Origin of the sequence: Paenibacillus sp. 32352 (assembly GCF_002042965.1) — a bacterium.
In the GTDB taxonomy this organism is placed as follows: domain Bacteria; phylum Bacillota; class Bacilli; order Paenibacillales; family NBRC-103111; genus Paenibacillus_S; species Paenibacillus_S vulneris.
The window spans coordinates 324,170-341,599 of sequence record NZ_MZNT01000010.1 but is presented as its reverse complement, the minus strand read 5'-3'; the positions used below and the strand labels follow the sequence as shown (position 1 = coordinate 341,599).

18 protein-coding genes are annotated in these 17,430 nt (G+C 44.6%); 10 read left to right on the top strand and 8 right to left on the bottom strand.

The window, feature by feature from the left end; translation table 11 throughout:
- Positions 1 to 697 precede the first annotated feature (697 nt).
- Positions 698 to 2,089, top strand: coding sequence for a group II intron reverse transcriptase/maturase (ltrA, locus tag B1728_RS23515; protein WP_079912837.1), 1,392 nt, complete (start codon positions 698 to 700; stop codon positions 2,087 to 2,089).
- 786 nt (positions 2,090 to 2,875) lie between these two features.
- Here ltrA and B1728_RS23510 read toward each other — a convergent pair.
- Positions 2,876 to 3,217: a winged helix-turn-helix transcriptional regulator gene (locus tag B1728_RS23510; protein ID WP_079912836.1), complete on the bottom strand. Its 342-nt coding sequence runs from the start codon at positions 3,215 to 3,217 to the stop codon at positions 2,876 to 2,878.
- Between the two features lie 152 nt (positions 3,218 to 3,369).
- On the opposite strand from B1728_RS23510, the gene B1728_RS23505 reads away from it, so the two are divergent.
- From B1728_RS23505 to B1728_RS23480, 6 genes are all read left to right on the top strand, one after another.
- The gene (locus B1728_RS23505) at positions 3,370 to 4,812 is read left to right on the top strand and encodes an MFS transporter (protein WP_256865473.1); all 1,443 of its coding nucleotides are present in this window, start codon (positions 3,370 to 3,372) and stop codon (positions 4,810 to 4,812) included.
- A 35-nt stretch (positions 4,813 to 4,847) separates the two neighbouring features.
- On the top strand, positions 4,848 to 5,783 hold the full coding sequence (locus B1728_RS23500) for an NAD(P)-dependent oxidoreductase (protein WP_079912835.1): 936 nt from the start codon (positions 4,848 to 4,850) through the stop codon (positions 5,781 to 5,783).
- Positions 5,784 to 6,180: 397 nt separating this feature from the next.
- The gene (locus B1728_RS23495; protein WP_079912834.1) at positions 6,181 to 6,789 is read left to right on the top strand and encodes a rhomboid family intramembrane serine protease; all 609 of its coding nucleotides are present in this window, start codon (positions 6,181 to 6,183) and stop codon (positions 6,787 to 6,789) included.
- Positions 6,790 to 6,992: 203 nt separating this feature from the next.
- On the top strand, positions 6,993 to 7,205 hold the full coding sequence (locus B1728_RS23490; protein ID WP_079912833.1) for a hypothetical protein: 213 nt from the start codon (positions 6,993 to 6,995) through the stop codon (positions 7,203 to 7,205).
- Between the two features lie 10 nt (positions 7,206 to 7,215).
- Positions 7,216 to 8,091 (top strand): isochorismatase family protein, encoded by an 876-nt coding sequence (locus B1728_RS23485; RefSeq protein ID WP_079912832.1) that lies wholly within the window; start codon positions 7,216 to 7,218, stop codon positions 8,089 to 8,091.
- A gap of 576 nt (positions 8,092 to 8,667) precedes the next feature.
- Entirely contained in the window at positions 8,668 to 9,123 is a 456-nt protein-coding gene (locus tag B1728_RS23480; RefSeq protein WP_079912831.1) for a DinB family protein, read from the top strand.
- A 166-nt stretch (positions 9,124 to 9,289) separates the two neighbouring features.
- On the opposite strand, the gene B1728_RS23475 is transcribed toward B1728_RS23480, so the two are convergent.
- The 3 genes from B1728_RS23475 to B1728_RS23465 form a co-directional block, all read right to left on the bottom strand.
- Positions 9,290 to 9,586, bottom strand: a complete 297-nt coding sequence (locus B1728_RS23475; RefSeq protein ID WP_144027975.1) for a hypothetical protein — start codon at positions 9,584 to 9,586, stop codon at positions 9,290 to 9,292.
- Positions 9,587 to 9,751: 165 nt separating this feature from the next.
- A complete protein-coding gene (locus tag B1728_RS23470) occupies positions 9,752 to 10,768 on the bottom strand; it encodes a phosphotransferase (protein WP_079912829.1) in 1,017 nt (338 codons plus the stop codon).
- On the bottom strand, positions 10,769 to 11,944 hold the full coding sequence (locus B1728_RS23465; protein ID WP_179136165.1) for a glycosyltransferase family 4 protein: 1,176 nt from the start codon (positions 11,942 to 11,944) through the stop codon (positions 10,769 to 10,771).
- Between the two features lie 172 nt (positions 11,945 to 12,116).
- On the opposite strand from B1728_RS23465, the gene B1728_RS37375 reads away from it, so the two are divergent.
- Both B1728_RS37375 and B1728_RS23455 read left to right on the top strand, forming a co-directional pair.
- The gene (locus B1728_RS37375) at positions 12,117 to 12,374 is read left to right on the top strand and encodes a serine hydrolase (RefSeq protein ID WP_179136164.1); all 258 of its coding nucleotides are present in this window, start codon (positions 12,117 to 12,119) and stop codon (positions 12,372 to 12,374) included.
- 139 nt (positions 12,375 to 12,513) lie between these two features.
- Positions 12,514 to 13,446 carry an NAD(P)-dependent oxidoreductase gene (locus B1728_RS23455; protein ID WP_079912826.1) on the top strand — a complete coding sequence of 311 codons (933 nt, stop codon included), beginning with the start codon at positions 12,514 to 12,516 and terminating at the stop codon, positions 13,444 to 13,446.
- 82 nt (positions 13,447 to 13,528) lie between these two features.
- On the opposite strand, the gene B1728_RS23450 is transcribed toward B1728_RS23455, so the two are convergent.
- Both B1728_RS23450 and B1728_RS23445 read right to left on the bottom strand, forming a co-directional pair.
- The gene (locus tag B1728_RS23450) at positions 13,529 to 13,942 is read right to left on the bottom strand and encodes a MerR family transcriptional regulator (protein WP_079912825.1); all 414 of its coding nucleotides are present in this window, start codon (positions 13,940 to 13,942) and stop codon (positions 13,529 to 13,531) included.
- A 194-nt stretch (positions 13,943 to 14,136) separates the two neighbouring features.
- The gene (locus tag B1728_RS23445) at positions 14,137 to 14,562 is read right to left on the bottom strand and encodes an exosporium protein C (protein WP_079912824.1); all 426 of its coding nucleotides are present in this window, start codon (positions 14,560 to 14,562) and stop codon (positions 14,137 to 14,139) included.
- Between the two features lie 264 nt (positions 14,563 to 14,826).
- On the opposite strand from B1728_RS23445, the gene B1728_RS23440 reads away from it, so the two are divergent.
- Positions 14,827 to 15,693: a stalk domain-containing protein gene (locus tag B1728_RS23440; RefSeq protein WP_079912823.1), complete on the top strand. Its 867-nt coding sequence runs from the start codon at positions 14,827 to 14,829 to the stop codon at positions 15,691 to 15,693.
- A gap of 23 nt (positions 15,694 to 15,716) precedes the next feature.
- Here B1728_RS23440 and B1728_RS23435 read toward each other — a convergent pair whose 3' ends face one another.
- Positions 15,717 to 16,016: a hypothetical protein gene (locus B1728_RS23435; RefSeq protein ID WP_079912822.1), complete on the bottom strand. Its 300-nt coding sequence runs from the start codon at positions 16,014 to 16,016 to the stop codon at positions 15,717 to 15,719.
- 239 nt (positions 16,017 to 16,255) lie between these two features.
- On the bottom strand, positions 16,256 to 17,287 hold the full coding sequence (locus B1728_RS23430; RefSeq protein WP_144027974.1) for a BMP family protein: 1,032 nt from the start codon (positions 17,285 to 17,287) through the stop codon (positions 16,256 to 16,258).
- Positions 17,288 to 17,430 lie beyond the last annotated feature (143 nt).

Here is a 17,430-nt window from a genome sequence, read left to right as displayed (position 1 = left end):
GATTTCGATGCGGATACGCTGAAGAAAATCGTCAAGAGCTTCGGCGTTGGCAAGCCGTTGACGCAAGAGCAAATTAATAAGTCACAGTCCAATGTAGACAACTTGATTCAAACGCAGCGAGCGGCTCCGGCTCCTGCGGCTCGTCAATAAAATTGGACTCAAGACGTGCAGCATTTGTTATCTTCCAACTGTTTATACGTGAACACGTTTATAAGAATGTTGCAAGGTTTACAATTTAGCCGGGAGGCACAAAAAAACATCATTCAAAAAATGAATGATGTTTTTTTGTGTACGCCCAGCATGGGCGTCATCTCTAGGGTGAAAGTCCCGAACGGGGGCTGGCGAACGCCTACCGTTAGCCAAGAGCAAGGGTGTCTGCCGCGAGGCAGAATCTGAAGGAAGCTGGAGGCAAATGCACGAGCCAAGGTACACGAACTCAATTTGAGGCGGGATTAGCCGGATGAGTCACCACAACATGACGAAATCCAAAGTCGCCAAGGACTAATTTCGTAAACTTGAGTGGTTGCGGGCAGAAAGATGACGTTCTTATCTGGGGAGACCTGCGGAATACGCGAAGTAACTTCGTAACCGCGGCTGAGAAGTCGCGCTGAATCCGCAGGAGTCAGCAGAGGCCATAGTACGGGAGTAGGGGACGCCGGAAACCGGAAGGGCTGAACTTAAAGGAGAGAAGAAACCGATGCGTTCGCGCGAAGAGCAACGACAGCAGCCAACTTCATATGAAGGCTCACGGCAAAGAGCAGTGGTGAAGCCACAAGGGTATGCCGGAGCGCCGAGTTCTTCGTCGGCACAACTCGCCCCTTCTTCTCGCGAAGGACATAACGACTTGCTGGAAAGAATACTCGAAGGAAACAACCTTCGACTCGCGTTCAAGCGAGTGAGACAGAACGGCGGAGCGCCTGGTGTCGACGGAGTGACAGTAGATGAGCTACAAGCGCACTTATGGGAACACTGGGAAACCGTGAAAACGGAACTTCAAGAGGGCACCTACAGACCAACGCCTGTCAAACGGGTGGAAATCCCCAAACCCGGAGGCGGGGTTCGGCTGTTAGGTATTCCAACCGTAATGGATCGCTTCATCCAGCAAGCCCTCATGCAAGTGATGACACCGATCTTCGATCCACATTTCTCACTGAACAGCTTCGGCTTCCGTCCAGGAAAACGAGCCCACGATGCCATAAAGCAGGCGCAATCCCACATTCAAGAAGGCTACCGCTGGGTCGTGGACATGGACTTGGAGAAATTCTTTGATCGAGTCAACCACGATATTCTCATGGCAAGAATAGCAAGAAAAGTGTCGGACAAGCGTGTCCTAAAGCTGATTCGAGCATACCTAAATGCCGGTGTCATGGTAGACGGAATGAAACAGGAGACAGTAGAGGGAACTCCTCAAGGAGGCCCCCTTAGCCCACTCCTGGCAAACATTCTGTTAGATGACTTGGATAAAGAACTGACCAGACGAGGGTTGCGATTCGTCCGCTACGCGGATGACTGTAACATCTTCGTGGGAAGCAAGCGTGCGGGAGAACGGGTAATGGAGTCTGTGATTCGTTTCGTAGAGGGGAAGCTTAGACTGAAAGTGAATAGGGACAAAAGTGCGGTAGACCGCCCTTGGAAACGGAAGTTTCTTGGCTTTAGCTTCATAAGAAACCGAGAAACAACCATTCGCATTGCACCCAAGAAACTGGAACAACTCAAAGAACGCGTACGTGAGATCACCTCGAGAACGAGAGGAATCTCCATGGAGCGCCGCATAAAGGAGCTTAATCGCTACCTAATGGGGTGGATTGGCTATTTTCGCTTGGCATCCGTAAAGACACATTGCGAACGGTTGGACGAATGGATACGACGGAGACTTCGAATGTGTCTGTGGAAGCAATGGAAGTTGCCGAAATCCCGGCTCCGAAACCTACGCGCTCTAGGGGTTCCTGAATGGGCGGCCAGGATGATGGCAAATTCCCGACGAGGATGCTGGGAAATGTCCCGCAACATAAATAACGCCCTTAATCGCTCCTACTGGAACAACCAAGGGCTAATGAGTCTAACTTCTCGCTATCTTGAAATTCGTTAACCTTTAGGAACCGCCGTATGCGGACCCGCATGTACGGTGGTGTGAGAGGTCGAGGGCTAGGCGCCCTCACCTACTCGATTTTTAATAAATGCCCGTTTCGCGCAACGCGGGCGCGGGGGGGAAGTGCTATCAAGTTCTTGTCATTTATGTACTTTAAAAGCTTACCACTCTTTAGCTGATTGAGACATGGGCATTGCTCAAACGCTTGCGTAAGGCATGTGCGCGAGTTCCGTCTGGTAGTCGCAGAGCAACATGGGGGACGAAACTCTGTGGGTGTGTGTCTGAAGCGCTGAGCGTCGTTTTTTCGATCGGGCGTTCGAAGAAATTGAAGCCCCTACGTTGTCGTCGTTTGGTTTGACGAAAATGAGACAATGCCTGCGGCGTCCCTGTTGGGACGGGGCGTTACGCTAGCGAAAATTAGATCAAAGAAGCCGGAAATTCCGTACGCTAAGGAATCCGGTTTATGTGCTATGTAATATGGGAAATCAACTTTTAGGGTAATGCCAGCGAAGCTGTTACCAAGTGCCAACCCTCTTATTCGTAAATTACTAGAAATACCGGTGGTATAATTCCCTGCGCCGCTCTCCACGTAGCTGGGCATATATTTGGGTGGTTGATGTTTTTTCTTATAAAAAGCCGACACTAAACCTATCTCGAAATCCAAGAAAATAGATTTTTGTTGATAGGATTAGTAGATCACTGGCTTTTGGTCACCCTTTCTTTACTGGTGGAGTAACTATACGACACTCCCTATATGGAATCAATATCTATGTATCTCTTGCCCTTTTAATTGCTTTCGGGATAACGCTCCTGGATGTATTTTTCCCCCCAGTCGCACATATGATCAATGATTGTTTTCAGTGTCTCTCCTAGTTTGCTCAATTCATAGATAACCTTTGGCGGTATTTGGTTGTAAATTGTCTTATCGATAACCCCGTCCTCATGCAACTCTTTGAGTTGTTGCGTTAACACTTTTTGCGTAATGTCGGGTATTAGCCTTTTAAGTTCACTCGTTCTTTTCGGTCCATAGGTTAAATGGCATAAAATCAGCGTTTTCCACTTCCCGCTGATGACGTCTATCGTGGCCTCTATAGGGATATTATAAGTTGGTTTTTGGCGAGGCTCCATGTAATATTTCCTCCTGTCAACATAGGTACTTTTTAGTACCTATGCTACTTGTTTCTCTCTATATCACAAAAAAGTGCGTACTTCCTTCTTTTGATTATAGGATATATTATCTTTTTGTACCAGCGCCAACTACAAAACAAGGAGGGAAACAAATGAGTGCAATAAATGAATCCATGACGCCAAAAAGCACGAACAACAAAATCGCTTGGGGATTGTTGTTCGTGCTCTGCGGGGCGATATTCCTTGAAGGAATCGACGTATCGATGATGGGCGTAGCCTTGCCATCGATACGCGCTGAACTGAGCATGTCGGTTAGCGAGCTCAGTTGGGTCATGAGTGCTTATGTTCTCGGCTACGGAGGCTTAATGCTGCTCGGAGGCCGGGCAGCGGACTTGCTGGGTAGACGGCGAATGTTTTTGACCTGGCTTGCCATATTCCTTGTTTTTTCCGGCCTTGGCGGGCTTGCAACCGCAGGGTGGATCCTGATTGTCGCCCGGTTCGTTACGGGAGTAGCCGCTGCATTCATGACGCCTGCCGGTCTCTCGATCATCACGACAAGTTTTCCGGAAGGTCCACATCGCAACAAGGCGCTTTTGGCTTACGCAGGAACCGCGGCGGCTGGATTCTCACTGGGTCTTGTCTGCGGCGGTTTGTTGACCGAGCTCAATTGGCGATGGGTGTTCTTTGCGCCGGTCATTTTAGCTTTTGTAATTCTTCTTGCAGCCATCCGTCTCATCCCGCGCTTGGACCGCCCGGAACGCTCGTCTCAAGGCTTCGATATCGGCGGAGCGCTCACTGTAACGAGCGCGATGCTTCTGCTCGTCTTTACGGTAGTTCAAGCACCAGATACGACATGGGGCTGGACAATTGGCACACTTGTCGGCGGTCTCGCCTTCTTGGCCATCTTCGTCGTCATCGAGCGTCGATCGGCCTCACCATTAATGCGCCTTGGCATTCTGCGTTCGAGCTCCCTCGTGCGAGCCAATCTGGGCGCGATGTTGTTCGCCGGTTCGTTCTTCGGATTCCAGTTCGTCGCCGTCCTGTATCTTCAGGAGCTTCGCGGCTGGTCCTCGTTTGAGACCGGACTCGCCCTTCTTGCCATCGGCGTCGACTCCGTGCTCGCACCGACCCTCACGCCGCGTCTCGTCAACCGCTTCGGCAATGTTAGGGTCATATTCGGCGGGTTTTGTCTTGCCGCAGTTTCCTATGCTCTTTTCATGCGGGTTGACCTCGACTGGACCTATGCGGCAATGTTCCCTACGATGATTCTTCTCGGCACCGCATTCGCTCTGACCTATGGCCCTCTTACCATCGCAGCTACCGATGGCATCGCAGAAGAAGAACAAGGGCTCGCCAGCGGACTGCTAAGCTCATCGTTCCAATTTGGCTCGGCACTCGGACTGTCGGCAGTGACTTCTGTCAACGTCGCCGCTTCTGCAGAACAATCGCCTCTAGCCATGCTGGATGGGTTCCGAACCGCACTTATCGTGCCCGTTACCGCCGTCGTTCTCGGCGCGATCATTATTGCATTCGGTCTTAGGAAGCTCTCCGCGTTCCCTCACGGGAATCAGACAGATCAAGCCAATGCCCTGTAAAATCATCATAACTATACTTGAAAGGGGCTTTTCAAATGAGCCAAATTAACCCAAATACGCAATTGTTTTCGAAAGAGAACGAATCAATTAATCGCCAGCCAGTGACAGTCATTGGCCTGGGTATGTTAGGTTCGGTCATGGCTAAAGCGTTCCTGAATCATGGACACCCGACGACCGTATGGAATCGCTCGGCTAACAAAACAGATGTTCTTGTCGCCAGAGGAGCTGTCCAGGCAGCCTCAATATCCGAAGCGATTTCAGCTAATCCGCTTGTGATTGTATGTGTATCCGACTACGAGGGTGTACGCGAGATTCTCGATGCAGGAGGTGATGCTCTTTCGGGCCGCGTCGTCGTCAACATCAGCTCTGGTACGCCGGAATTGGCACGCCAGATGTCCGAATGGGTAACAAGTCGTGGCGCCGATTACCTTGACGGCGCTGCAATGAGCGGCACTCGTCTGGTCGGTCAGCCTGAAGCAGTCTTCCTCTACAGCGGATCGCCGGCTTCCTTCGAGAGCCATCGATCTACGTTAGCGAGTCTAGGCGGTGCCACGCATCTTGGAACAGACCCCGGTCTTGCCTCACTCTATGATACGGCTCTATTCAGCCTCATATGGGGAACTCTGAGCGGTTTCTATCACGCTGTTGCCCTTGTCGGCACAGAGAAAGTCGATGCATCGGCTTTCTCTTCTGTAGCGACGGAATACTTGCCTTTTGTGAGCGGGCTGATGACGAATCACGCCGGTCAGATCGAAAAAGGGCATTACCCGGGAGAAGACGGCACGGTCGAAATTCACTTGGCTGCGATGGAACACCTCCTGCATACCAGCCAAGCCAATGGGATCAGAACAAATATACCTCAGTTCTTCAAGACGCTTCTGGAGGGGGCCCTCACGGCAGGACACGGCGAGAACGGAGTGGCTAGCGTGATTGAAATGATTAAACATTCGGCATCGAAAAGTGCGCAATAACAATCCATTCAGAAAACGATAAAAATAGGCTGAGTTCAAGATAGTAGTTACTTAGGAAGCTATTTTCTGAGTTTCGTCCATTTTTGATATAATTGGGATGTAAATAATCGTGATAGGCTAGCCAGCCATGCGAAACCATTATGGTTTCACTCTGGCGGCCTATTGCCGCGGTTGTGTGGGACACTATACGTTTCTTTTCTTTCTGATACGCAGGGAGACTCAGCAGTCATAACTAAACCCAATATTCTAACGGGATACGAGAGTTCATTACTACTTAGTGCCAGGCTGCCGACACCAACGGGAGCCTTTCCTTACCTATCGGGCACGATTAGAGAATAGGGGTAATATTGAGAAGCTAGAACATTAATCTTTCCACAAGTCTTCGAGGTGAGATATTGTGAAAAATTATTTTCCAAAAATGGCGATATTGCTGATAAGCATATTTTTGATCGTATTTGTGGTAGATTCTTTCGTCCTCAACGGACTCTTACATCAATGGGGGACATTAAATAAAAAGAAGTTGTTTTTGGATTATCAATGGTGGAGGGCTGTAACTTCTTCATTTTTCCACACGGGAGTCGTACATATTTTGGCTAATAGTCTAGCGCTGTATTGCTCAGGAGTACTTATAGAATCAAAAATCAGGAGCAGTTGGTTTTTGCTGGTCTTTTTGATAAGTAACATTTTAGAACAAATTATTTTTTCCTTTGTTTTTTCGCCTACCTCATCTGTTGGGAGTTCCCCCGGAATATTTGGTTTAATGGGTATAATATTATTATTCTGTTTGAGAAATAGAGAATTTTTTGTAAAGCATATTAAGAGTCGAGAAATGGAGTATTTGATAGGATATTGTATTCTCGGAAATGTTATAGGTCTAGGTGGTTTTCATTTTGATAGGTTATTTGTACATGCGGTTGGCTTTACTATTGGGATTGTACTAGGTATTGTGTCAAAACCGATTTTGAACTTAATGCCCAATGATAAGACATCAAACAATATGCGGTAATACGAACAGTGACATTATAAGCTCATTTTGGGGGATTTTTCGGATGTCATCAACTGCGACGCAGCCGCGTTAACGGGCAGGTTATTGCAACCATACTCATTAGACACATATTACATAAAAAGGAAATTAAGTTGTTATCACGAATATCACTGGAATTGATTTTGTGTTCCAAAACCAAGTTTTTTTCGTGAAAGGAGTCAATTATGGATGGCCTCGTAGGATTCTTAATTTTAGGTGCGTTGTTTGGAATATTTGTTGCTATTCAAAAACTTAACTCAAATATCATAACTCAAATTGACCAAAACGAAAGGATTATTGAATTATTGCAAGAAAAATGCAATAACCATTCCAATGATCCGACTATACAAAATGGAGATAAAATGAGTTATAAGTTAGATCAGGATAGAAGGGAATGATTAGGGAAGTATGAAGTTCACCATTAACTTAGAATACACCCCAATGTCACCAGTTCCTAATTTACCGTTCACAGAATCAAGCTTTAAACGTATGGGATCACAATACACGTTGGATACGGAAGAAATCGGAATTGCCCTCGTCGATATTTGGAACTTCGGTTGGGAGAATGGAGCTATCGTACCAGAATTGGGGTTTGAATTGAGTACAGAACGCGGGGTTTCACATGCAAAACGAAAACGGCAAATAATTGAAGAAGTCATTGCACCTGCGGTTAACGAATTAAGGCAAATGGGGGTTCAAATATTTCATTGTAATCATCCGTTTTTTTTAGAAAAGTACCCTCAATGGATTGATTCTACTACAATAGCAGAAAGAGAACGGCTTAGAAAATCCATACAAGAAACTAGTTCTGAGCAGTTACCTACGGAGGAGATGAAGATATTTCCACCCAAAGAGTGGGTTCAGCATTGGCAATCTCAGCATTCAAATGAAATTAATAATTGGGAATGGTTGAAACAAAATGACAGTGTCTACGAGTTCATAGATATTGCAGAACCCGCCAAGCCGCAAGAGGATGATTTACTTGTTTATGAGCATGCCCAGTTTCATAGGCTTCTTTCAGAAAGAGGAATCAAAGTTCTATTTTATATGGGATTCGAAACCGATATATGTGTTCAATATAGCAATTATGGTATGAAAAACATGAGTAGTTATGGTTTTATGTGTAATATCGTTCGCGATGCGACATCAACTTTCGAAACTGCCGAGACATTAGACGGATTGTGGAAAACCAAAGTACATATTGCTTATATAGAAAATAAATATGGGTATTCAACTACATCAAGTGCCTTGATCGAATCAATAAAGAAAGCAATAAATCATTGAGGGATGTGTACAATACTAATAACTAGGGAGCAGATCGCACGCGACAACACGTTGAAAAAGATGCAACCACTCATTTCACTAAAAGGGGCATCAGTTTAGTGAAGAAAAGATGGTGCTGGATATCTCTCCGAGATCAATCGCCTGTTTTGTTTAACGAGGATTTTCTTAACTACCAGGCAGGATAACAACGTAACTCCTAGTGAGTGAAAACGTATAGATGTTAGTGAGAACATTAATCGGATGTGATGTTATGAAGTATCTTAAAGAGAACTTCAGTGACATATTAATTTGGAGGATTTGGGTTATACGCTCTATTTAAAGGGATAATGGGGCTGATAAACGGAAGAATTACACTAAGCCAACGAGGTGGAGGGCAATCAACGATTCTATATCCAGAATCGGTTGAAATTTCGATTTATTTTCTTGTACCAAGCATTATTTTTTTCTTCTGTATTATCCGTATTATATATTTTTATTTTTACATCTAAGGTTACGGAACGATAGCTTAATTAGTCATTCAAATGATTAAACTAACGGATAACAAATTTTTGATGAGACGAAGAGGGGGAAACCGAAATGAAGACGATCAAGTGCATGATGGACCACCTGTACTGGGCAGACGGACGCATTTTGGATGCACTCGAGCAGAGCGAGACGAAGAACAAGGACCTTCTGAAGCTGGTTCGGCACGTCGCGGTCGCGGAACGAGTCTGGCTGTCCCGATTGCAGGGCAAGGCCAGCGCGCAATATTCGTTGTGGGAGGAAGCGGAAGACCTGTCGGCAATCCGGACGATGTTCGAAGAAAACGCCGAGCAATATCGTATCTATATCGAAGAACTCGAGGAATCCGGGTTGGACGAGATGGTCGACTATGCGAACCAGAGCGGGGTTCCATTCCGAACGTCCGTCCGGGACATCCTGTTGCAGGTCCTCTTACATGGGCAATATCACCGGGGACAGATCAACCGGGCACTTCGAATCGAATCGGCAGAGCCTGCCCAAGTCGATTACATCACGTTCGCGAGGCTCTGACAGGGCGTAATAATCACCATTAATAGGTCTGTTGGCCGCGGGCGAATAGGGCACGCTGTCCATGCTATAACAAGAACTGTTTATCTGACAAAATGGCGATCACTCTACGGTTTGGAACCGGGAGCGATCGCCATACTAATACAGTAAGGATTTAATGTAACGCGTACTAAATGGGATTGTTGTCCTTCATGAACGATTTGGCCAAGCTATCAGCATACCGATCCCTTGTATGAGGATCCTCGTAATCTTCAAGAACATCGATGAGATATTCCTCCCCGGGTCTATATGCTTTGAAAATAAACTTCTCTTTATTTTCTATGCGTACATCGTGACCGCAGTCCTTAAGACATTGCTCAAAGTCTTGTATTGTAGGTTTCTGATGGTCCTCCAAATAAATAAGTCCTCTTAGCAGCCGTGTTCCTGTCTTACTAATCATTTTAAAATGGACGATATGCTCTTTCATTATTATTTTCCTCCAATAAAAGGTATCATCGTTCCATTGTATAGTAATGAAAATTTGAAGTAAGTGATATTTGATACAGACTGGTTCCTAACCGCTTCGGAACGGACGGCGGATTACGCGACAGCATTGGTGCTGTGTTTGAGCGAGCCTTGTAAGCTGGAACAGTTATCTCGCATATTTGTCCAAATGCCTGATAAAGGAGGTAATTCTCCTTTCGTCCTGAAGAACTTGCAGGAATTCTTTCTCCGAAGTTGTTTTATCTTTTAAACTTCTGTGATTAAATTTCCTGAGCAAAAGGTACATCGTTCGAGGAAAACGCAGCCAGACCTTCAAAAGAGCAAAATCTTCTTTTTTGAGCTTGTTAACCGACTGATATCCATCGAGGATGGAACGAGCGATCGCAAAATTCCATTTATGATCCTTACACGAATTATACAGGACCCTATATAAATCGTAAGCGCGTAAGTCGACTCGGAGGGTTTCAAAATCGATCAGATGAGTTCCCGTACTATTTAATATAAAATTAGTCGGTCCACCATCTCCATGACACAAGGTAGCCCTATTTCGGCTTCCACTGCAAATTGCCTTATACTTAGACTTGAGTAAACTCTGAGATGCTGCTTTAGAATAGCCCAAAATTTCATGTCCATGCTGCTTAAGAAGATTATCCATACGCCTGTGGTACCCGTTTTTATAGGCAGTAGTAACATGCTTTTTCAAGAAAAGGTGTTGTCCCCGAATCATTCTTGGCCAGCTTCCCAACATGTTAGAAGAACCGGCTTTCAAAAAATCAGCGCTCCGGCCCGCATTATGAAATTTCGCTAAGGCAATTCCGCATGCGCGCATATCTTTACTTGAACGAGGGTTAGGCCATCTTCCTTGTATCCATGGGGTGAGTATATAATTGGTTCTAGAATGTGTTTTTACGAATAATCGTTTCCCTTCCCGCGTCAGTGGCCTTCGCCAGGCGATTTTAGGAAACCCCTTTTTCTTAATTCTAAGGAGTGCTCTATCCATCCAATGCAGACGAGTCACGGGGCAGGGCATACGCTTTAAGCAATGCATACTGCCATCGCTCAAGACAACTTTATAAACCCCTTTTTGGACATAGTCTATTCGTTTGGCCTTTACCTTAAACTTGGTAAGCAATGCAGCTGCTTCAGGAGTGTAGTTGTTACCCATTTACTTCCTCCTTTTTAGGCGTACAAATAATTTTTTGTATCGCTCGGCTATGTCAGGCCACCGATAGCGCCGCGCCATGAGCTTGGCGTTTCGTATTCTCCACTTTGTTTTCGCTGGGTTTGTCAAGACTTGCTCGATCGATGTTGCGATGGCTTTACTAGTAACGTATGGAATAATTTGTGAGTTTCGATGATTGACAAATTCCTTCAAACCGCCGGCTCGGGTGGAAACAAGGGGGTTGCCATAAGCCATCGCCTCAAGTGCTGTAAGACAAAATGATTCCCCCTGAATGCTTGGTACGACGACTATACCGAAGGATGCATATTTATGTTTTATTTTATGTGGAGGAATGAAGCCCGAAAATCGGACTTTCGATGCAAATCCTTTACGTCGTGCGATGGCAGCAAGTCTATTTCGATATTTGCTAGAGCCTTTGCCGATGATCGTTAAACTGAGCTTACTACGCTTACGCGCCAACATACCCGTAGCCTCTACTAAGGAGGTAACCCCTTTGGACGAAATCATTCTTCCGACGTAGAGAATCTTATGCCAAGGTGCCCTTGATGCATGGGAGGAAGGCGTTATTCCATGGGGGACTACTATTGTCTTTGATGAAGCTTTTGGATATCTCTTCACAATGTTAGCCCGCAACCATTTACTTGGAGCAATGACCCGATCGGCACCTAGAATAATTTCCCTTAAGATTTTTTCCCATCTCTGTCCTGATTCAACTAAAGAGTGGCAAGTGTATACAATGGGAATCCGATACTTTTTCTTGTAAAACAATGCTTCCCTAGCATATTCCAAACTATGCACATGAATAACATCCGGTTTTCTCCTAATATATTTAGAGGCCGCCCGTCTTAAAGAACCGATTTTGTAAGAACGCTTGCTGCTGTCAAAATAAAGTGCAGTTCGGGGAACACCAATTACGAGCAATCCGTTCTGCCGGGTGTACGTTACTTGCTTGCCAGAACCTTGATTCCACACGATCATTTCCATGTTTTTTCTACCCATCGCTTGTGATAGGTTGGTAGCAACAGTTCCAAGTCCACCGATGATTAGTGGACTAAACTCCGTTGTCATCACCCAAATGTAAGGAGAACGGAATCCTCCCATATCAGCAACCATCCTTTCCAACGTTTTGATTCGTTCTTCCTTTTGAACTTCAAGCAAAAAATATGTCCACATCTATAAATGCGCGAGCTTGTAAAATGGGCTTTCGCATATATTTAGCTAAAACTGCTTACGCATAATTTATGTAGACAACGAAAAAGTGTTTGGACGATGTTGACAAATAGTGATTAGTACATAGTAGAATCCCAATACCATAAAAGGAGGGGAACTAGTGGAAAAATACGTACTTGATAGACTCGAGGCATACATCGAAGGACAGGTAAGTGTAGATGGTTTCTGTGGAACTATTCTCATAGCCCAATCAGGTAAATGCCTAATATGTAGAGGATGGGGATTGGCAAATCGAGAACATTTAATACCAAATCGAGTGGAGACAAAATTCCGTATCGGATCTGTTAGTAAACAATTTACAGCCGCAGCAATCTTGTTGAAACGATTTGATCGTCAGAGCAATTCCAATCCGTGGTAATACGAACAAAAATATAAAACGTCGATGAAGGGCATTTTAGCATAACGTTTATTCCACATAAATTTCATCCAAAAGTTAAGTTGACATAGACACAGTGTCAATGTTTTATGATACGGAGGAAAGGAGATGAGATATCCGAATGAAAGAAAATGATCGAAGTGAGACTGTGGCAAACTATGATTCTGGCACAGCGGGAGTTAACCTCCCGCCGGTGAGTGTCATCGGTTTAGGCATGATGGGATCAGCTCTAGCCCAAACACTCCTGAATGAAGGACATCAGACGACCGTCTGGAATCGCACGCCAGGCAAGGCTGACGCACTTATGAAGCAGGGGGCGAGGATCGCGAGTTCAGTGAAAGAAGCGATTACAGTGAGCCCGATTGTGGTGATCTGCGTAATGGATTACGGAGCTGTACATGAGATCCTTGAGGAGGCGGGTGAGATATTGGCCGGCCGGGCGATCGTAAACCTCACAAACGGGACTCCGGCACAGGCACGTCAAACGGACTCTTGGGTAACCAGCCGGGGTGTCGAATATTTGGACGGCGGGATCATGGCTGTCCCGCAGATGATCGGAACCTCCGGCGCACTTGTGCTGTATAGCGGTTCGGAAAAGGTTTTCCAAACCTATCAGCCGACGCTACAATGTCTAGGGGCCGCGAATTATCTTAGCGATGACCCCGGGTTGGCGGCCCTATACGACTTAGCACTGCTAAGTGCCATGTATGGGATGTTCGGGGGGTTCTTCCATGGAGTTGCCATGGTCCGTTCGGAGCAGATCAAAGCGGAAGCGTTCACGTCCATTGTGATTCCCTGGCTTCAGGCAATGTCGGCCTCTCTGCCTCTGTTGGCGAAGTCGGTTGATGAAGGTGATCACCTAACGAACGTGTCCAGCCTTTATGTCAACCAGGCGGGATTTATTAATTTCATTGACGCGTGTCGAGAGCAGGGCGTCAGTACGGAGCTGATGACACCGATTCAAGAATTGATCAATCGGGGGGTTGCAGAAGGCTACGGTACCGATGGACTTTCGAGGCTAGTTGAGCTTATCCAGAAACCCGTTTCGGTTTAAGCGATTGCCAGCAGCTTGTCGGAATGTTACAGAAAGGTCAGTTCTAGACCATAGAGCTGACCTTTTCTATACCCTTTTCCGCTCATAGAGTTTGGCTTGATTGTTCGGCGGAAGCGATCGCTGTGCTTATCATCGCTTTCTGGCCTCTCATTTTTTCTATACGTTGTTCGAGTTTGCGTTGTACCATAGTCATCGTTTGAATTTGTTGGACGATCTCCGCATGTTTTTCCTCATAGGCCCCGAGCATTTCCTCACAGAACTCATCACTATCATAGGCATCTAAATCTTCATGGCACTTTAAAATTTCAAGAATTTCCTTCGTTGACATACCGAGTTCTAAATAAATTTGTATCGTTTTGATTCGCTTGATGTCTGCCTCGTCAAATTCCCGATAATCATTATCTAAACGCTTTGCGGTCAGCAGCTTTTGCTTTTCGTAATACCGGATAGAACGGGCGCTGACGCCGGTTGCTTTCGAAAGCTGGCTTATTTTCATCGGATAGCCCCTTTCATAAAGATGTTATTTCTATTATATAGGTACCTTCCATTACTTCCAAGCATTGAGCGAAGCGGGAAAATCATTTTCAAAAAAAGAAGCAGCCCACTCCCTTGCGGAACGAGCTGCTTTTTCTCACTTAGAAAATCTATTACTGATGCTTTTGTAAGCATCTTTCAGGCATAGAGGCGCTGTTAATTTCTGGTTTTAACAGCTAATCCACTAAACGATATAGGCCCCACAACATCCACTCTTGTATTTGCAGTAAGATTTTCTGCCGTGACTGTGTAAGCATGGGCACCTGCTTTTACATTTCTATCTTCAGCCTGGAAGGTAACGATATAATTTTGTTCCGAACCCGTAGATTCGATGCCTTGCTGCGTGTTGAAAATTTCTGTGTTATCGCGGAAGACTCTAAAACGAATCTGCGCAATGCCTTTGATACCTCTGACACCAATGGAAGCTACCAAGTCCACCCGATTCGGTTGAGAATTCGCTGGAATCCGTATAGGGATCGATGCTATGCCGGATTTTTGGGGGGAACGCCGAATAGTGAACGATCTGGCCGGGTTGAATTTACTAAGCGGCTGGACGGCTGCTTTATCAAGAATACGTACCAAAAATATCAGCTCCTCTTTTTTTTGATACATCAAGATATGTAAGAGATTAGTAAAATGATTGGACAAACATTTAATAGAAGCATCTTTTTGGAAATCTCCACTCATGCTGGTAACAGACGGGTTTGAAATAAAAAAATGAAGCCTCTTTAAAGAGCTCCACGTAGATATATCGCGAATTTTCATTTTCCATTATATGGGTTACCAATGACATAGGGTATAATAAGACTCAGAAACTAAGAAGTACTTACAACAAGGGGGATTAGAATGGTATTAAAAAAAACAAAGCTAATTGCTTCCTTATCGCTTTTGATAATAGGTTTGTCGAGTTTTGGGATTCAAGACATTAACGCATGGGAACAAAAAATACTTATTTATCTTAATGGTAAAGAAAAGACAGATTGGAATCCCCAATTCATAGATGGTCGTGTGTATGTACCAGTTAGGTCCATTGCTGAATCTCTAGGTGCTAAAGTAAGTTGGGATGACCAAAGACATGCTGTAGATATTAATGCCGACATCAAAATGATTGCTTCTATTCCAGAGGAAGAAACTTACCTGTACGCTTTAAATAAAGCTGATAACTTGTATAAAGATCTAATATTAAGTATCAAAGGTGTTAAAAAAGTTTTCAATTGGGACACCATTGCTATGATAGAAGATTTACCGCAATTGTCTTATTTGGATTTGAATAATGATCAAAAGAAAGAGTTGGTTATTATTTTAAGTCAAGGTCATGGCACAGGCTACTCTAATGAAGCTATTCATATTATTAATCCTGAAAACTTTACGGAATATAATATAGAAAATCCACTAGATATCGTTAAAAACAATGTCACAACAAGAATCATATCTGATACTGAAGTTGAGATACAAATAGGTGATGCGATTTCCAAAATAAATGTAAAGGATGTCCCTTATGAATATTCCCAACTGTTCCCGGCTAACATTTCTGAAATTAGATATGAAAATTTTATTCAATATGAAGTGTCCAATAATACAATAAAAGCAGCTGTTGGAGTCGAAGGAGATTATTTGAAATCTATAGGGGATATTGTAATCGAATATTCGTTTAAAGATGAAGGGTTTACAATGAATAATATTTCATTTAAGAAAACGAGCTTGCCTAATTGAGCTTGAAACATAACCAAGTAGAATCATTTGCTTTTACCAAGGTACACCAGCAAACTAATTACCGACAAAATCGCAACGATAATAAACATAATAAAAGAAACAGGGTCGCCGCCCATGGATAATGCATCGGAGAGAATTCCTATTTGATAAGTCATAAAACCGGATACTATTAGACAAATACATAGGATAAGGCTGATGGTAAATCCATTCACTAATGGATAGTGCTTCTTCTGGAAGAGCATCACTAACACGGAGACAATTAGAACAATGATCAACAATAGATAGATCGGTCTGAAATTGGTAAAAACATTTGCAGTCTCCATATAATCCCCCTGTCACCTGCATTGTGAATCTTGTTTGTGATGCCTCTTTTTACTATTCTTCGAACCTCATTATTAGTATATTTCTTCCAGAAGCTGATGACAATTCGGTAGTGAAATTAGAATCTTCCTTCTTCGCTCGTCTTAATACATTGAGTAAAGAAAAGCACTTCTCTACCCCCTCTCGAGAGTAAAGAAATGCTCTTGGTACAAACCTAACGTATCGTTATCCGAACGCAGGCTTAATAATTTGTAAATTCAGGACCGGTGTATTCGGTAGGAATCACAATTTCACCAGATTTGATTTTATCGGCGAAAGATGCAATTTTGTCCTTCACATCTTGTGGAACAATAGGTGACAGGGCAAGACGAACGGCATCCGGATTCTCAAGTCCGATTTTTTTCACCGTATTCGGCTTCCATGTGCCTTCCGTCAAATCTTTAATTGCTCCGTATACAGTCAGGCTTGCATCCGAAATCGCAGATCCAATGAAAACATCAGGTGCATCGGCATAATAATCGCGAACGTTAGCGAATTGGTATACGCCGTTCTCGCGTGCCGCTTCGGTAACGCCGTTACGGGCCATGTTCAGCATGGTGAAGATCATATCCGAACCCGCGTTAATTTGCGCTTGTGCAACTCTTTTCGCTAGGTCAGCATCTTCCTGATTGCCCGTAAACGTGGTAAGGAGCGTTGCGTTAGGATTCGTGTATTTCACACCGTCGGCAAAGGCTGCGCGTCCCGCTAGGCCGGGACCTACGCGTGCGCCGGAAATATGGGAAACTACGTTGGTTTTAGTCAAAAGTCCTGCTGCTGCGCCCGCCAGCCATGCGGATTCTTCTTGCTTAACTTGATAGCTGGACAGGTTGTTGCCGGTCAAATTCGTTTGTGTATTCACAAATTTTATTTTTGGATATTCCTTGGCTACGAGCTTCACTGCTTCCGAGCTTTGCCCTGCATGAGCAATGATCATATCCGGATTTTTCTTAGCCAATTGACGCAATGCATCCGCGATTTGTGCGGTATCATGCGGGATATTTTCCACGTAGGTCGCTTTGATTCTGAAATCCTCTTCTGCCTTTACCAATCCGCGGTAAGCAGATTCCATAAAACCGCCATCCTTGGATGAACCTGGAATCAACAGGGCGACTTTAGCCTTTTTATTATTGGTGTGAGACGGGTCCTTGCTAGCTTCTGCAGTAGCTAAACCGGATGTAAATACAAGTGCCATAGCCAAGCTCGACAAAGCCAATTTCGAAAGAAGTTTTTTCAAGATGTACCCCTCGTTTCCAAAAAGTAGTTTTGTCCGGACAAATCAGAGAATAAACTAGACTTCATTTTTTGTCAAATTATGCCGAAAAGAAATAGAGGAGGTGAAACAATTTTCGCGGAAAAACGTCATTTGCAGGCCTATTT

Bases quoted from the DNA above. Each gene is read 5' to 3' on its own strand.
- ltrA (WP_079912837.1), top strand. From the start codon at position 698: ATGCGTTCGCGCGAAGAGCAACGACAGCAGCCAACTTCATATGAAGGC.
- B1728_RS23510 (WP_079912836.1), bottom strand. From the start codon at position 3,217: ATGGAGCCTCGCCAAAAACCAACTTATAATATCCCTATAGAGGCCACG.
- B1728_RS23505 (WP_256865473.1), top strand. From the start codon at position 3,370: ATGAGTGCAATAAATGAATCCATGACGCCAAAAAGCACGAACAACAAA.
- B1728_RS23500 (WP_079912835.1), top strand. From the start codon at position 4,848: ATGAGCCAAATTAACCCAAATACGCAATTGTTTTCGAAAGAGAACGAA.
- B1728_RS23490 (WP_079912833.1), top strand. From the start codon at position 6,993: ATGGATGGCCTCGTAGGATTCTTAATTTTAGGTGCGTTGTTTGGAATA.
- B1728_RS23485 (WP_079912832.1), top strand. From the start codon at position 7,216: ATGAAGTTCACCATTAACTTAGAATACACCCCAATGTCACCAGTTCCT.
- B1728_RS23480 (WP_079912831.1), top strand. From the start codon at position 8,668: ATGAAGACGATCAAGTGCATGATGGACCACCTGTACTGGGCAGACGGA.
- B1728_RS23475 (WP_144027975.1), bottom strand. From the start codon at position 9,586: ATGAAAGAGCATATCGTCCATTTTAAAATGATTAGTAAGACAGGAACA.
- B1728_RS23470 (WP_079912829.1), bottom strand. From the start codon at position 10,768: ATGGGTAACAACTACACTCCTGAAGCAGCTGCATTGCTTACCAAGTTT.
- B1728_RS23455 (WP_079912826.1), top strand. From the start codon at position 12,514: ATGAAAGAAAATGATCGAAGTGAGACTGTGGCAAACTATGATTCTGGC.
- B1728_RS23450 (WP_079912825.1), bottom strand. From the start codon at position 13,942: ATGAAAATAAGCCAGCTTTCGAAAGCAACCGGCGTCAGCGCCCGTTCT.
- B1728_RS23440 (WP_079912823.1), top strand. From the start codon at position 14,827: ATGGTATTAAAAAAAACAAAGCTAATTGCTTCCTTATCGCTTTTGATA.
- B1728_RS23435 (WP_079912822.1), bottom strand. From the start codon at position 16,016: ATGGAGACTGCAAATGTTTTTACCAATTTCAGACCGATCTATCTATTG.